Origin of the sequence: Pseudomonas sp. TMW22090, from assembly GCF_022496665.1 — a bacterium.
Taxonomy (GTDB): Bacteria; Pseudomonadota; Gammaproteobacteria; order Pseudomonadales; family Pseudomonadaceae; genus Aquipseudomonas; species Aquipseudomonas gregormendelii.
Window position 1 is genome coordinate 662,973 of the sequence record NZ_SCFH01000003.1, and the last position, 14,884, is coordinate 677,856.

The window sequence follows — 14,884 nt, forward strand, 5'->3', positions numbered from 1 at the left end:
GTGAGCGTCATTGTCATCACACGAATTCAACTGGAGCAACTCATGACCCAGACCAATCTGCGCAGTGGCCCCGATGCCAGCGGCCTGTTCGGCGGCTTCGGCGGCCGTTACGTTGCTGAAACCTTGATGCCGTTGATCCTCGAGCTGGCCCGTGAATATGAACTGGCCAAGGAAGATCCGGCCTTCAAGGAAGAGCTGGCGTATTTCCAGCGCGACTACGTCGGTCGTCCGAGCCCTCTCTACTACGCCGAGCGTCTCACTGAGTTCTGTGGCGGTGCGAAAATCTATCTCAAGCGCGAAGAGCTGAACCACACTGGCGCGCATAAGATCAACAACTGCATTGGCCAGATCCTGCTGGCGCGGCGCATGGGCAAGAAACGCATTATTGCCGAGACCGGTGCCGGCATGCACGGCGTGGCGACCGCCACAGTCGCGGCGCGTTTCGGTCTGGACTGCGTGATCTATATGGGCACTACTGACATCGAGCGTCAGCAGGCCAACGTGTTCCGCATGAAGCTGCTGGGTGCCGAAGTCATCCCAGTCGTTGCCGGTACCGGCACTTTGAAAGACGCGATGAACGAGGCGCTGCGCGATTGGGTGACCAACGTCGACAGCACTTTCTACCTGATCGGCACGGTGGCTGGCCCGCACCCTTACCCTGCCATGGTGCGTGATTTCCAGGCCGTCATCGGCAAGGAAACCCGGGACCAGTTGCAAGCCCAGGAAGGCCGCCTGCCAGACAGTCTGGTGGCGTGCATCGGCGGTGGTTCCAACGCGATGGGCCTGTTCCACCCGTTCCTCGATGACCAGAGCGTGGAAATCATCGGCGTTGAAGCGGCCGGTCACGGGATCGAAACCGGCAAGCACGCGGCGAGCCTCAACGGTGGGGTTCCGGGTGTGTTGCACGGCAATCGCACCTTCCTGCTGCAGGACGATGACGGCCAGATCATCGACGCTCACTCGATTTCCGCTGGCCTGGATTATCCCGGTATCGGTCCGGAACACGCCTGGTTGCATGACATCGGCCGCGTGCAGTACACCTCGGTGACTGACGACGAAGCCCTGGATGCATTTCATAAGTGCTGCCGCCTGGAAGGCATCATTCCTGCGCTGGAGAGCGCCCACGCCCTGGCTGAAGTCTTCAAGCGTGCGCCGAAGCTGCCAAAAGATCATTTGATGGTGATCAACCTGTCCGGCCGTGGCGACAAAGACATGCAGACCGTGATGCACCACATGGAGCAGTCCCAACACATGCAATCCAAGCAGGAGAAACACTGATGAGCCGCCTGCAAACGCGTTTTGCCGAACTCAAGGAACAGAATCGCGCTGCCCTGGTGACCTTCGTCACCGCCGGCGACCCAAGCTATGAGACTTCGCTGGCGATCCTCAAGGGGTTGCCTGGCGCGGGTGCCGACGTCATCGAACTGGGCATGCCGTTTACCGACCCGATGGCCGATGGCCCGGCGATCCAGCTGGCCAACATTCGTGCCTTGGGCGCCAAACAGAACCTGGCGAAAACCCTGCAGATGGTTCGCGAATTCCGTGAAGGCAATGCCGAGACCCCGCTGGTGTTGATGGGCTACTTCAACCCGATCCACATGTATGGCGTGCCGCAGTTCATTGAAGACGCCAAAGCTGCCGGCGTGGATGGCCTGATCGTGGTTGACCTGCCGCCTGAGCATAACGGTGAGTTGTGCGATCCGGCACAGGCTGCCGGTCTGGATTTCATCCGCCTGACCACGCCAACGACTGATGATGTGCGCCTGCCAACGGTGCTGAACGGCAGCTCTGGTTTCGTGTACTACGTGTCGGTAGCCGGTGTGACCGGTGCAGGCGCGGCCACCCTGGAACACGTGGAAGAGGCTGTTGCTCGCGTGAGACGCCATACCGACCTGCCAATCAGCATTGGTTTCGGCATCCGCACGCCAGAGCAGGCGGCGGCGATCGCGCGTCTTGCGGACGGTGTAGTGGTGGGTTCGGCACTGATCGATCACATTGCCAATGCCTCCACACCTGACCAGGCGATCGACGGCGTACTGAGCCTTTGCGCAGCCTTGTCCGAAGGCGTGCGCAAGGCTCGAGTCTGACGCCTGTCAGCGGCTTTTGCTCAAGGCAGTTCCAGCCCTCCGGCTGCCTTGTGCAATTTGCGTAAATGTTCGCCAACCTGCTTCAGGTTGGCTTCATTCTCCGCCATCTCGGCTGCCCGGGCCGGGTCCAGCAGGGCTCTGACTTCCTTGTCCAGATCGCCGGTCAGCACCTGAAGCTGTTTCTGCCGAAGGCTGCTTTCCGATTCCAGGCGCTGCCACTCGCTTGGCTGCGGCAATCCGTAACCGCCAGTACCCAGCAATTCCGCCGGCCGGCTTAGAAAACCGCTGTTGGCAAGAATCTGCTGCAGCGTGGCGTTGGCCTTGTCCATGCCGCCGTTCTTCAATTCCCGCGCGCCCAGATAGCGTTGCTTGACCTCATCCTGCGCCAGCACCAGTTGTTGCCGGAACGCTGCCTGCTCGAGCAGCAGCAGGGCGGCACTGGTGCGCAGGTCCGCCTGGTCGATCCACTGGCGCCGCTCTGTAGCCTTGATCGCCAGCCAGTCCTCGACGTTCTCCTGCTTGATTGGCAAATGCTTTTTCAGCACCTCGAACATCGCCTGGTAGCGGTCGCGGAACGAGTCGAAGCGATAGCCCAGGCGCAAGGCCTCGCGCGGATCATCAAGGACGCTGGTATCGGCCAGCCCGCGACCCTTGAGCACTTCCAGCAACCCATTGGGCATGATGCTGTCCAGGCCCACCAGTTGCTTGTTGTTGGTGCCACTGCGTAGCAGTTTCAGCCCTTCCACTGCACAGTTGTTGGACAGGAAGAAGTAGTTGCCGTCGTAACTCCAATGCATCTCGGCCGCGTGCTCGACCACTTCTTCGATCTCTTTGCGCGACAGGGTCAGCGGGATCGAGGCCAGGCTGCGCAACTCGGTCTTGGTGTATTCGTCGATGACTTGGGCCAGCGGCAGTACGAACAGGCGTGACGGATACTTCCCGACCAGCCCGTCCCAGCTCGACAGCTGCACGTCGCCGACGAAGGCGCGGTATGACAGCACCAGGTGTTGATCAAGATCCAGGCGGCAATCCGGCCCCCGCGGTCGACCGGGTGCGCAAATCACCAGGCGCAACATGCTGTGGCCCCAGCGACTGACCCAGTTCTGATTGGCCTCGGCCAACAGATAGTCCACGGCGTAAACCCGTTCCGGGTCTACCTGACCCAGGGGTTGCTTGGCGAAATCGTTGCCTGCATTGAGGAAGGCGAAAGATTTGGCGCAGGTCTCCTTGGCGGCGGGGGCCCAGCCGAAGTGTTCCTGGTAGTAGCGATAGAGCGCCGGGCGACGGCAGGCGTAGCTTGGGTCGAGGAGGAAATACTCCATGTTGACCGCCACAAACTCCTTCGGGCTGCTCGTCTCGTAAATGTCCGGGCTGCGCGCGATCTGGCGATTGTGCTGTTCACGCTCACCACGGCGACCGACATATTGTTGCCAGCCAGCAAGATCGAGCAGGCGTGGATCGTCGCTGAGGGTAAAGCGGCGGTCGTTCTGGCCGCGACACTCGTCTGGCATGCCGACCAGCCCGGCACTGCTGTTGCGCCGGGTGCAGCGCTGGATCAGCGTGCGCTCGGTCCCCGTCCAGAGACGGGAGCGGTCATAGATGTGCGTGAGCTCGTGCAACACCGTGGCGAGCATCTCCCGGCGCACGGTGCCGTGGGGGCGATAGGTTTTTTTGCTGGCGGCACTGCCGTCCGTGAGGCTGTCGAGCAGGTTGCGGTTCAGGTCGAGCTCGGAAACCAGTGACGCCTGGCCATAGGCATTGGCGGGCATGTCGTCGGTCCAGCCAACGTCGATGCGACGGTCCAGTTGCTGGATGAACTGTGGCGGTAACGCCTGCATGGCTTCATCAAGGAGCGCCTGGCTGGCCTGTTGTTGTGCGGGGCTCAGGCCTGTGGTCTTGAGCCGTAATTGCAGGTCAGCTTGAGCCGTGTTGCCAAGCAGCAACACGACCCCGGCCAGCAGCCAGGCGCCTACCGACCTCACAGTGCGAGGATGGCTTCGGCGAGAACCTGGTCACTGGCGTCGCGCGCTTCGGGCACGCGGGTACGCAAGGTATCGAAGGCGGCCTCAAGGTGTGCTCCGCGAATGTCGCCATCGCTGGCCACAAAACTGGCGGCATCGTCATGGGCTTCGCGAACAATTTTCGAATCACGGATCGACGTGGTGGTGTCCGAGGTGAAATCAAGCGTGCGCTGGCTGGCACGAATAACGATGTTACTGGTGGCTACCAGGGTTTGCGCCTGGGCCAGGTCGGCCAGCAACAACAGGCCAAGGGTGGCGGCAATCAGCGGGTTACGCATGGAACGACTCCGGAAGGACAAGGATAACTATTGGACGAGAATTGCCTGCGCCAGTTCAAGGTCGCTTGCATGAAGTTTTGGCCGTGTATGACGCAGATAAACCAGTGCTGACTCCAGGCGCGCGCCAAGCAATGCTCCATCGGTGGCGAGGAAGGCGGCAGCGTCATCCTGTGCTGCGAGCAGTAGCTTACGGTCGAAGGGGGCCGAGGTCACCATGCTCGTGGCATAGCCGCTGGCGACGATGCCCTGGGTGGACAGATTGAAGGCGTCGTAGGCTTGGGCAGATCCCGACCAGCCGATGGCCATTAATACCGGAGTGATCAACAGATTTGAAAGAAAACGCATGAGGCTCGATAGTTGGAAAACGAGTCCGAAGGCTAGCGTAATGCCTGTTTTAGAGCCAGCGCTGAATCAATGGGACACGACTTGCGCGCCCCATGGCAATCATCCGAGTCAGATGGTCAGGATAGCCTGGGCCAGTTGTGCGTCGGTTGCGTTCAGCTGAGGTGCCTGGTGGCGAATGTGGTCCAAAGCACTTTCCAGCTTCACGCCTCGGATCGAACCTTCGCTGGCTACGAAGCTGGCAGCGTCATCGCGCGCGGCACGGACGATCTTGTCATCGCGCAAGGAGGAGGTGACGTCGGAAGTCGCATCGGAAGTGGCTTTGAGTGCACCGACGACGGCATCGGTGGTCACGATGAAGCTGGTGGCGTGGGAATTGGCAGCCACGGCGAGCAGGGCTGCAGCGCTGAGCAGACGAAGACGGGACATGGTGTAACTCCTTAAAATGAACCGGATTGGGAGGTGGCTTGTTTAGTGGGACGTCTGTTTTGCAGCATTCGCCACGTTCTCCTCGGATATTAGGCCGGGGTGGGCCGGTTCGAACAGTCCAACACCGAAGAAACCTTGCGTAGGCGCTGCCGAAGGTAGCGATCTGTGGATCTTTGTTTCGCCACGCCAACGTCAAAAAATCGCAGCCTTAGGCAGCTCCTGCGGAACTGTACTTGCAGTATTCACTAATTAAACAACTGTACTGGTTGAGTTTTTCAGACGCCTGAAACGACAAAACCCGTCGCGGTTTCCGGCGACGGGTCTTGTTTGTGCAATTCGGGTTGCTGGCGGTGGACCCTGCAGGTCAGAGCCAGCGACGCTACTTAGCGCCAGAACGGCTTGCTCAGCTCTTCGTAGCGTTGTGCTTCGCTAATCCCGGCATCGGCCAGCAGACGCGAATCCAGACGAGCCAGTTGATGGCGGCTGGAGATGCGGCGCTGCCACAACATCAGGTTGGCGATAACGCGAAGAGGCATCGAAGCCTGGGTTTTTGCAGCGGTATCTTCGAAGAACAGTTCGGAACTGAGTGTACGTTCCATGGTTGACATCCTTCCGCTTGTGGCGGGATTAGGTAGTGGTTTAACTGATGCCAATGATCCTCTCGTTTGGCCAGTCCCTGTAGATACAGTTCAACTGTATTGTGAGGTACCAGTTAACTGTTAATAGGGGGTGTACTGGTCTAAATTGAGGCAACTGTACTTGTCGGCACTTTATTGGTGCAATTGTGCTGTTGATGCCCATACGTTGGGGACTTTTCCGTAGGAAATAACCAGTACAGTAGTACAGTTTTATTCGATTAGACGCTTTTCAATCGGTCGCTGGCGAAACTGTGTTTGCGCCAGCGGCTATCTGTACTATTTACACGGCCAGCATCCTGCCGGTTTCTTCCAGGTTTATGTGCCAGCTCAGTGCTTCTCGCAGGATGTGGGGGGTATGCCCGCCGATGGCGCAGGCCGCGGTGAAGTAGTCATCCAGGGCCTGGCGGTAGTCGGGGTGCACGCAATTGTCGATGATGACCCGTGCGCGCTCCCTGGGTGCAAGGCCACGCAAGTCCGCCAGGCCCACTTCGGTCACGAGGATGTCGACATCGTGCTCGGTATGGTCAACGTGGCTGACCATTGGGACTACGCTGGAGATTGCGCCGCCCTTGGCGATCGACTTGGTCACAAAGATTGCCAGGTGGGCATTTCGTGCGAAATCGCCGGAGCCGCCGATGCCATTCATCATTCGGGTGCCGCAGACATGCGTCGAGTTGACGTTGCCGTACAGATCGAACTCAAGCGCCGTGTTGATGCCGATGATACCGAGGCGACGTACGACTTCCGGGTGGTTGGAAATTTCCTGAGGGCGCAGGACCAGTTTGTCCTTGTAGCGCTCCAGGTTACCGAACACGTCGCTGTTGCGCCGGGCTGACAGAGTGATCGAGCTGCCCGAGGCGAAGCTCAGCTTGCCGGCGTCGATCAGGTCGAATGTCGAGTCCTGCAGGACTTCCGAGTACATCGTAAGGTCTTCGAACGGCGAATCGATCAAGCCACACATCACCGAGTTGGCGATGGTGCCGATGCCGGCCTGCAAGGGGCCAAGCTTGTTGGTCATGCGCCCGGCAGCGACTTCCTGCTTGAAGAAGTCGATCAGGTGATCGGCGATGGCCTGAGTGTCCACGTCCGGCGGCAAGACGGTGGATGGCGAGTCGGATTGATTGGTGATGACAATCGCCACGATCTTTTCCGGCGGGATCGGGATGGCCGTGCTGCCGATGCGGTCATCCACCTTTACCAGCGGAATGGGCGTGCGGGTCGGGCGATAGGTCGGGATATAGATGTCGTGCAGACCTTCCAGGTTTGGATTGTGTGCAAGGTTGATTTCGACGATGACCTGTTTGGCGAAAATCGCGAAGCTGGCCGAGTTGCCTACCGAGGTGGTGGGCACGATATGGCCCTGTTCGGTGATCGCTACGGCTTCGATGACGGCGATATCCGGCAGCTTGAGCTGTTGGTTGCGCAGCTGCTCGACGGTTTCCGAAAGGTGTTGGTCGATGAACATGACCTCGCCGGCGTTGATGGCCTTGCGCAGGGTGCTGTCCACCTGGAACGGCATGCGCCGCGATAGCACGCCAGCCTCGGTGAGCTGCTTGTCGAGGTCGTTGCCCAGGCTGGCGCCGGTCATCAAGGTGATTTTCAGCGGAGAGATTTTGGCGCGCTCGGCGAGTGCGTGGGGCACGGCCTTGGCTTCGCCCGCGCGGGTGAAGCCGCTCATGCCGACGGTCATGCCGTCCTCAATCAAAGCGGCGGCGTCAGCGGCGCTCATCACCTTATCCAACAACGAAGGCAAGCGAATACGATCACGGTACATGGATTGTTATCTCGGGCAACGGAAGCAAGGTGGGCAGTTTAGTGATTTCCAGCAAAAACCTCCCGCTACCATGGTCGAATGCAGACCGCTGATTTAGAGCCTTTGGTCGGGTTGGCGGGGATTTTTACAGGCAATAAAAAACCCCAGCCTACTAAAGGCTGAGGTTTTGGGTATTGCGCTGGAGCAGGTTTTACTCGACGGCTTTGACCATGTCCTCGATGACCTTTTTAGCGTCGCCGAACACCATCATGGTTTTGTCGAGGTAGAACAGTTCATTGTCCAGCCCGGCATAACCACTGGCCATCGAGCGCTTGTTGACGATGATGGTCTTGGCCTTGAACGCCTCGAGAATTGGCATGCCGGCAATGGGCGATTTAGGATCGTTCTTCGCCGCGGGGTTGACCACGTCGTTCGCCCCGAGCACCAGCACCACGTCGGCCTGGCCGAACTCGGAGTTGATGTCTTCCATCTCGAACACCTGGTCGTAGGGCACTTCGGCCTCGGCCAGCAATACGTTCATATGCCCAGGCATCCGACCCGCCACCGGGTGAATGGCGTACTTCACGGTCACGCCACGATGAGTGAGCTTCTCGGTGAGTTCCTTGAGCGCATGCTGCGCGCGAGCGACCGCCAGGCCGTAGCCCGGAACGATGATCACGGTATCGGCGTTGGTCAGCAGGAAGGTTGCGTCGTCAGCCGAACCGGATTTGACCGGACGAGCTTCCTTGGCGCCTGCAGGGCCGGCGTCTGCCGTGTTGCCAAAACCACCGAGCAATACGTTGAAGAACGAACGGTTCATCGCCTTGCACATGATGTATGAGAGGATTGCACCGGACGAACCCACCAGCGAGCCGGCGATGATCAGCATCGAGTTGTTCAGCGAGAAACCGATACCTGCCGCCGCCCAGCCCGAATAGCTGTTGAGCATCGACACTACCACCGGCATGTCCGCGCCACCGATCGGGATGATGATCAGCACGCCCAGGACGAAAGCCAGGGCCAGCATCAGTGCGAAGGCACCGAGGTTGCCGGTGAGCATGAAGGTGATGCCCAGGCCCAGCGTCGCCAGGCCCAGCAGCAGGTTCAGCTTGTGCTGGCCACCGAACTGCACGGGTGCGCCCTGGAACAGGCGGAACTTGTACTTGCCGGAGAGCTTGCCGAATGCGATCACCGAACCAGAGAAGGTGATTGCACCGATAGCTGCGCCAAGGAACAGTTCAAGGCGGTTACCCGCAGGGATTGCATCGCCCAGCTGCTTGACGATGCCCAGGGACTGCGGCTCGACCACCGCTGCGATGGCGATGAATACAGCCGCCAGGCCGATCATGCTGTGCATGAAGGCGACCAGTTCCGGCATCTTGGTCATTTCAACGCGCTTGGCCATGATCGAGCCGGCGGTGCCGCCGACCAACAGGCCGACAATGACGTAGCCGATGCCCGCAGTGGCGAGCTCAGCGCCCAGCTTGTAGATCAGGCCCACTGTAGTGAGGATCGCCAGGCCCATGCCGAGCATGCCGAACAGGTTGCCGCGTCGGGAGGTTGTCGGATGGGACAACCCTTTGAGGGCCTGGATGAAGCAGATGGACGCGATCAAGTAGAGCGTCGTGACAAGGTTCATGCTCATTACTTGGGCGCCTCTTCTTTTACGACTTTCGGGGCTTTTTTCTTGAACATCTCAAGCATCCTGCGGGTGACCAGGAAGCCACCGAACACATTCACTGCCGCCAGGGCCACGGCCAGGGTGCCCATGGTCTTGCCCAACGGAGTTACGGTGAGCGCCGCAGCCAGCATGGCGCCGACAATCACGATCGCCGAGATGGCGTTGGTCACCGCCATCAAGGGGGTGTGCAGTGCAGGCGTAACGTTCCAGACCACGTGGTAACCGACATAAATCGCCAGCACGAAGATGATCAGGTTGTAGATACCGGGGGAGATAAGCTCTTCCATCGTCTGAATCCCTGCTTAGGCGTTTTTGCGGATGACTTGGCCGTCGCGGCACATCAGGCACGCGGCGACGATGTCGTCTTCGAGGTTGATCTCGAACTGGCCTTCCTTGTTGAAGACCAGCTTCAGGAAGTCCAGCAGGTTGCGTGCGTACAGTGCCGAAGCATCCGCCGCGACCGCGCCGGCCAGATTGGTCGGGCCGCAAATGGTCACGCCATTCTCGACTACTACCTGGTCCGCCACGGTAAGCGGACAGTTGCCGCCCTGGGCTGCGGCGAGGTCGATGACCACCGAGCCTGGTTTCATCTGCGCCACGGTTTCCGCGCTCAGCAATGTCGGTGCCTTGCGGCCCGGAATCAGTGCGGTGGTGATGACAATGTCCGCCTGCTTGGCGCGTTCGTGAACGGCCAGGGCCTGGCGCTGCATCCAGCTGGCAGGCATGGGCCGGGCGTAGCCGCCGACACCAACGGCGCACTCACGCTCTTCATCGGTTTCGTAGGGCACGTCGACAAACTTGGCGCCGAGGGATTCGATCTGCTCTTTAACGGCAGGACGCACATCAGACGCTTCGATCACTGCACCCAGGCGCTTTGCTGTGGCAATCGCCTGCAAACCCGCCACGCCTGCGCCGAGAATCAGCACCCGCGCCGCTTTTACGGTACCCGCAGCGGTCATCAGCATCGGCATGAAGCGCGGATAGTGGTGAGCGGCCAGCAATACGGCTTTATAGCCGGCGATGTTGGCCTGGGAGGACAGCACGTCCAGGCTCTGGGCCCGAGAGGTGCGTGGCGCCGCTTCCAGGGCAAACGCGGTAACGCCGCACTCGGCGAGCTTGGCAATGGTTTCATTGCTGAACGGGTTGAGCATGCCCACCACAACGGTTCCGCTCTTGATCAAAGCGAGTTCGCTGTCGCTGGGAGCGACCACCTTGAGAATCAGCTCGGCACCAAACGCCTCATTGGCACTGCCAATAATCGCGCCTGCCGCTTCATAGGCACTGTCGACAACACTGGCATTGATGCCGGCGCCGCTTTGCACAGTGACCTTATGACCCTGGCCGATCAGCTTCTTGATGGTTTCCGGGGTTGCAGCAACCCGTGTTTCACCCGTCTGGGTTTCGAGAGGAACACCAATGTGCACGTCAAATCTCCTGCGTGATCTTATTGAGTAAACCCAGGCACTTCGGATGGTGCGAGCTGGGGCGGCCGATCAGCACGATCCCGCTAATTCAGGGCGGGGCGCGGCATTTTGCAGGCGAACTTTGCACCCTTCAAGGGATTATGATGCGTGACGGAAAATTAACTACAAGTCACCCCGTGACCGAATGTCGCAAGCATTCGACCCCAGCCCTTGTTAATCGGGGCCTGCAGGGAATTTTTGAAAGATTCTGGATTTTGCGCATGAGTCAGGTGAATGAGCAGTTATCGCTAGGTAATACCGGCTCAAAGCCACGGTGGCACAAGCTTGTGGCACGATTGTGCTCCCTTCAAGTACAGTCTGCTTAAATGCGACAATTACTTATATCTGTAGGGCTTTGTTTTATCTGACTACGAGGTCAACTTATCGCTCTGAGCCGCTAGGACTCTAAGCTATAGCCCTGCGCTTGATTGACCAGCCAATCACGAAAAGCCCTCAAAGAGGCCGATTCGACCTTTCGCTCTGGAATCATGAGGTAATAGGCCTTGATGCTCGATAGCGCATTCGGGTTCGCAATCACCAGGCGTTTCTCCGCCAGCTCACGCTGAATCAGGAAAGGCGGTATCAGCGCGATGCCCATCTCGTGCATCGCTGCCTGGGCGAGCATGGAGAATAGCTCGTAGCGCGGCCCTGTCATGTCCCTCGGGATATTAAGGTGCTGCGAGTTGAACCATTGGCGCCAGGCATAGGGGCGGGTGGTCTGCTGCAGCAGTGGACACTCTGCGATTTGGTCGGGTGTCAGCGAATCCTGGTGTCCAAGCAGGTGCGGGCTGCAAACAGGCATCGGGTTTTCCCCCATCAGCCTGTGGGATTCAGTACCCGACCAATCGGCGTCGCCGAAGTAGATAGCCGCATCGAAATCCGTGTCGGCAAACAGGAAGGGTCGGGTCCGGTTGGTCAGGTTGACGGTTACTTCCGGATGCTTGTGCTGGAAGTCTTTCAACCGAGGCAGCAGCCACTGTGTGCCAAATGTCGGCACCACCGCGAGTTCGATGACGTTGGCGCCTTGCTGACCCATCACTGACAAGGTATCGCGCTCAACCGCGTCCAGCTGAGTGGCCACTCGCCGGCTGTAGGAAAGCCCGGCTTCGGTCAGTTTCACTCCGCGGCGAGAGCGTCGGAACAGTTCGACACTCAGGAACTCCTCGAGGCTGGCGATCTGTCGGCAAATGGCGCCCTGCGTCAGCGAAAGCTCCTGGGCTGCCTTGGTAAAGCTCTCGTGGCGCGCAGCCGCTTCAAAGCTGATCAAGGCGGTTGTACTGGGGATCTTTCTGCGCATGTACCTCAACCTCACTAATCCATCGCATGATTCGACTTTGGCGATGTTACGGAGTGAGAAATTAGCACAACAGTATGCAAAATCCTCGTTTGCCCTTGCGCTTGAGCAGGCCTAGGATCAGTCCACGTTATTTGATGCCTTTCGAGAGGACTTGCTCATGGCCGGTAAAGCTAGCTTCAACTGGATCGATCCGCTGCTGCTGGATCAACAGCTCACTGAAGAAGAACGCATGATTCGCGATACCGCCGAGCAATTCGCTCAGCAGAAGCTGGCGCCGCGTGTTCTGGAAGCTTTCCGTCATGAAAAGACTGACCCGGCAATCTTCCGCGAGATGGGTGAGGTGGGCCTGTTGGGCGCAACCATTCCTGAACAATACGGCGGCAGTGGCCTGAACTACGTCAGCTATGGCCTGATCGCTCGTGAGGTTGAGCGCGTCGACTCCGGTTACCGTTCGATGATGAGCGTGCAGTCTTCGCTGGTGATGGTGCCTATCAATGAATTCGGTACCGAAGCGCAGAAACAGAAGTACCTGCCGAAATTGGCGTCGGGTGAGTGGATCGGTTGCTTCGGTCTGACCGAGCCCAACCACGGTTCCGACCCGGGAGCGATGATCACCCGTGCGCGCAAGGTCGAAGGCGGCTACAGCCTGACCGGCAGCAAGATGTGGATCACTAACAGCCCGATCGCCGACGTGTTTGTGGTCTGGGGCAAGGACGATGCCGGCGATATCCGCGGTTTTGTACTCGAGAAGGGCTGGAAAGGCCTGAGCGCACCGGCAATTCACGGCAAGGTAGGCCTGCGGGCATCGATCACCGGCGAAATCGTCATGGACAACGTGTTTGTTCCTGAAGAGAACATCTTCCCGGACGTGCGCGGCTTGAAAGGTCCGTTCACCTGCCTCAACTCCGCCCGCTACGGCATTTCCTGGGGCGCGCTGGGTGCGGCTGAGTTCTGCTGGCACACCGCTCGTCAATACACCCTGGATCGTCAGCAGTTCGGGCGTCCTTTGGCGGCCACTCAGTTGATCCAGAAAAAACTGGCCGACATGCAGACCGAGATCACCCTGGCATTGCAAGGCTGTCTGCGTCTGGGTCGTATGAAAGACGAAGGCACTGCAGCGGTCGAGATCACCTCGATGATGAAGCGCAACTCCTGCGGCAAGTCCCTGGATATCGCGCGCATGGCTCGCGACATGCTGGGCGGCAACGGTATCTCCGATGAATTCGGCGTTGCACGGCACCTGGTCAACCTGGAAGTGGTAAATACCTACGAAGGCACGCATGACGTTCACGCGCTGATACTTGGTCGCGCCCAGACTGGCCTGCAGGCGTTCTACTAATAGGAGAACAGCCATGGGCGCGCTTTCGCATCTGCGGGTACTGGATTTATCACGCGTGCTGGCCGGACCCTGGTCCGGGCAGATCCTCGCTGACCTTGGCGCTGAAGTGATCAAGGTCGAGCGCCCGGGCAATGGTGATGACACGCGCGCCTGGGGCCCGCCTTTCCTGAAGGATGCCTATGGCGAGAACACCAGCGAAGCGGCTTATTACCTGTCCGCCAATCGCAACAAGCAATCGGTGACCATCGACTTCACTCGCCCTGAAGGGCAGAAGCTGGTGCGCGACCTGGCGGCCAAGTCGGACATCCTGATCGAGAACTTCAAAGTCGGCGGCCTGGCAGCTTATGGTCTGGACTATGAGTCACTCAAGGCTATCAATCCCAATCTGATCTATTGCTCGATTACCGGATTCGGCCAGACCGGCCCTTATGCCAAGCGCGCTGGATACGATTTCATGATCCAGGGGCTTGGTGGCTTGATGAGCCTGACCGGGCGACCTGAGGGTGATGAGGGCGCGGGGCCGGTGAAGGTTGGCGTCGCCCTGACGGACATACTGACCGGGCTGTATTCGACGGTCGCGATTCTGGCAGCGCTGGCGCATCGGGATCACAGTGGCGGCGGCCAGCACATTGATATGGCGTTGCTGGATGTCCAGGTGGCCTGTCTGGCTAACCAGGCAATGAACTACTTGACGACCGGTAATGCACCCAAGCGCCTGGGCAATGCCCATCCAAACATCGTGCCTTACCAGGATTTCCCTACGGCGGATGGTGATTTCATCCTTACCGTGGGTAACGATGGGCAGTTCCGCAAGTTTGCCGAGGTGGCGGGTCAGCCACAGTGGGCTGACGATCCGCGGTTCGCTACCAACAAGTTGCGGGTGGCCAATCGTGCTGAGCTGATTCCTCTCATTCGCCAGGCGACCGTATTCAAGACAACCGCCGAGTGGGTGTTGCAGCTCGAGCAGGCGGGCGTGCCCTGCGGGCCAATCAACGACCTGGCGCAAATGTTTGCCGACCCCCAGGTGAAGGCGCGAGGGCTGGCGATTGAACTGCCCCATGCGCTCGCTGGCATGGTGCCGCAAGTGGCGAGTCCGATTCGCCTGTCCGAGACACCGGTGGAATACCGTAATGCGCCGCCTTTGTTGGGAGAGCACACGCTGGAGGTGCTGCAGCGGGTGTTGGGCCTGGATGCTGGTGCGGTGGCCGCCTTCAAGGAAGCCGGGGTGCTTTAAGTTGTTCCTTCTATATAGAGGTGCACTTTATATAGAAGGAAAGACGCGTTTCCGGCCCTTTCCTAACTAATTGATGGAAAAGCAGAATTTACGCTTGACGGCAGATTTCAGATGTCTATAATTCGCCCCACTTCCGGCGCAGTCGAAACGGAAAACTCCTTGGTAAACAATGAGTTACGCAGTTTTGACGGTCATCTGCTTCAGGTCATCGAAGCGCAAAAGAAGTTGAAAAAGAGGTGTTGACAGCAGCGTGTAACGCTGTAGAATTCGCCTCCCGCTAACGAGAGATCGAAAGCGCAAGTGGTTGAAGTTACTAAGGAAA

At 59.0% G+C, this 14,884-nt stretch carries 14 protein-coding genes; 4 read left to right on the forward strand and 10 right to left on the reverse strand.

Annotated features, from left to right (window positions below):
- Window positions 1–42: 42 nt before the first annotated feature.
- The gene (gene trpB / locus EQV97_RS12355) at window positions 43–1,278 is read left to right on the forward strand and encodes a tryptophan synthase subunit beta (protein WP_122840849.1); all 1,236 of its coding nucleotides are present in this window, start codon (window positions 43–45) and stop codon (window positions 1,276–1,278) included.
- Window positions 1,278–2,087, forward strand: coding sequence for a tryptophan synthase subunit alpha (gene trpA / locus EQV97_RS12360; protein ID WP_240888999.1), 810 nt, complete (start codon window positions 1,278–1,280; stop codon window positions 2,085–2,087). The genes trpB and trpA overlap by 1 nt, the downstream gene beginning before the upstream one ends.
- A 20-nt stretch (window positions 2,088–2,107) precedes the next feature.
- Here trpA and EQV97_RS12365 read toward each other — a convergent pair whose 3' ends face one another.
- The 10 genes from EQV97_RS12365 to EQV97_RS12410 form a co-directional block, all read right to left on the reverse strand.
- Window positions 2,108–4,069, reverse strand: coding sequence for a DUF4105 domain-containing protein (locus EQV97_RS12365; protein ID WP_240889000.1), 1,962 nt, complete (start codon window positions 4,067–4,069; stop codon window positions 2,108–2,110).
- Window positions 4,066–4,386, reverse strand: a complete 321-nt coding sequence (locus EQV97_RS12370; protein ID WP_122840842.1) for a DUF2388 domain-containing protein — start codon at window positions 4,384–4,386, stop codon at window positions 4,066–4,068. Before EQV97_RS12370 ends, EQV97_RS12365 begins: the two co-directional genes overlap by 4 nt.
- Window positions 4,387–4,413: 27 nt before the next feature.
- Window positions 4,414–4,731 carry a DUF2388 domain-containing protein gene (locus EQV97_RS12375; protein WP_122840841.1) on the reverse strand — a complete coding sequence of 106 codons (318 nt, stop codon included), beginning with the start codon at window positions 4,729–4,731 and terminating at the stop codon, window positions 4,414–4,416.
- Between the two features lie 108 nt (window positions 4,732–4,839).
- Entirely contained in the window at window positions 4,840–5,157 is a 318-nt protein-coding gene (locus EQV97_RS12380; protein WP_240889001.1) for a DUF2388 domain-containing protein, read from the reverse strand.
- 383 nt (window positions 5,158–5,540) lie between these two features.
- On the reverse strand, window positions 5,541–5,756 hold the full coding sequence (locus tag EQV97_RS12385) for a DUF1127 domain-containing protein (RefSeq protein ID WP_007902752.1): 216 nt from the start codon (window positions 5,754–5,756) through the stop codon (window positions 5,541–5,543).
- A 319-nt stretch (window positions 5,757–6,075) separates the two neighbouring features.
- Entirely contained in the window at window positions 6,076–7,569 is a 1,494-nt protein-coding gene (locus tag EQV97_RS12390) for an acetyl-CoA hydrolase/transferase family protein (RefSeq protein WP_122840840.1), read from the reverse strand.
- 190 nt (window positions 7,570–7,759) lie between these two features.
- The gene (locus EQV97_RS12395) at window positions 7,760–9,193 is read right to left on the reverse strand and encodes an NAD(P)(+) transhydrogenase (Re/Si-specific) subunit beta (protein ID WP_122840839.1); all 1,434 of its coding nucleotides are present in this window, start codon (window positions 9,191–9,193) and stop codon (window positions 7,760–7,762) included.
- Entirely contained in the window at window positions 9,193–9,516 is a 324-nt protein-coding gene (locus tag EQV97_RS12400) for an NAD(P) transhydrogenase subunit alpha (RefSeq protein ID WP_007947884.1), read from the reverse strand. Before EQV97_RS12400 ends, EQV97_RS12395 begins: the two co-directional genes overlap by 1 nt.
- A 15-nt stretch (window positions 9,517–9,531) precedes the next feature.
- Complete coding sequence (locus tag EQV97_RS12405; protein ID WP_045059069.1) at window positions 9,532–10,653, reverse strand: Re/Si-specific NAD(P)(+) transhydrogenase subunit alpha; 1,122 nt, start codon at window positions 10,651–10,653, stop codon at window positions 9,532–9,534.
- Window positions 10,654–11,089: 436 nt separating this feature from the next.
- Window positions 11,090–11,989 carry a LysR family transcriptional regulator gene (locus tag EQV97_RS12410; RefSeq protein ID WP_122840837.1) on the reverse strand — a complete coding sequence of 300 codons (900 nt, stop codon included), beginning with the start codon at window positions 11,987–11,989 and terminating at the stop codon, window positions 11,090–11,092.
- 157 nt (window positions 11,990–12,146) lie between these two features.
- Here EQV97_RS12410 and EQV97_RS12415 point away from each other — a divergent pair, with 157 nt between their 5' ends.
- Window positions 12,147–13,328 (forward strand): acyl-CoA dehydrogenase, encoded by a 1,182-nt coding sequence (locus EQV97_RS12415; RefSeq protein ID WP_045059067.1) that lies wholly within the window; start codon window positions 12,147–12,149, stop codon window positions 13,326–13,328.
- 13 nt (window positions 13,329–13,341) lie between these two features.
- On the forward strand, window positions 13,342–14,562 hold the full coding sequence (locus EQV97_RS12420) for a CaiB/BaiF CoA-transferase family protein (RefSeq protein WP_045059066.1): 1,221 nt from the start codon (window positions 13,342–13,344) through the stop codon (window positions 14,560–14,562).
- Window positions 14,563–14,884: the final 322 nt, after the last annotated feature.

Bases quoted from the DNA above. Each gene is read 5' to 3' on its own strand.
- trpB (WP_122840849.1), top strand. From the start codon at position 43: ATGACCCAGACCAATCTGCGCAGTGGCCCCGATGCCAGCGGCCTGTTC.
- trpA (WP_240888999.1), top strand. From the start codon at position 1,278: ATGAGCCGCCTGCAAACGCGTTTTGCCGAACTCAAGGAACAGAATCGC.
- EQV97_RS12395 (WP_122840839.1), bottom strand. From the start codon at position 9,193: ATGAGCATGAACCTTGTCACGACGCTCTACTTGATCGCGTCCATCTGC.
- EQV97_RS12420 (WP_045059066.1), top strand. From the start codon at position 13,342: ATGGGCGCGCTTTCGCATCTGCGGGTACTGGATTTATCACGCGTGCTG.
- EQV97_RS12415 (WP_045059067.1), top strand. From the start codon at position 12,147: ATGGCCGGTAAAGCTAGCTTCAACTGGATCGATCCGCTGCTGCTGGAT.
- EQV97_RS12410 (WP_122840837.1), bottom strand. From the start codon at position 11,989: ATGCGCAGAAAGATCCCCAGTACAACCGCCTTGATCAGCTTTGAAGCG.
- EQV97_RS12390 (WP_122840840.1), bottom strand. From the start codon at position 7,569: ATGTACCGTGATCGTATTCGCTTGCCTTCGTTGTTGGATAAGGTGATG.
- EQV97_RS12400 (WP_007947884.1), bottom strand. From the start codon at position 9,516: ATGGAAGAGCTTATCTCCCCCGGTATCTACAACCTGATCATCTTCGTG.
- EQV97_RS12380 (WP_240889001.1), bottom strand. From the start codon at position 5,157: ATGTCCCGTCTTCGTCTGCTCAGCGCTGCAGCCCTGCTCGCCGTGGCT.
- EQV97_RS12375 (WP_122840841.1), bottom strand. From the start codon at position 4,731: ATGCGTTTTCTTTCAAATCTGTTGATCACTCCGGTATTAATGGCCATC.
- EQV97_RS12385 (WP_007902752.1), bottom strand. From the start codon at position 5,756: ATGGAACGTACACTCAGTTCCGAACTGTTCTTCGAAGATACCGCTGCA.
- EQV97_RS12370 (WP_122840842.1), bottom strand. From the start codon at position 4,386: ATGCGTAACCCGCTGATTGCCGCCACCCTTGGCCTGTTGTTGCTGGCC.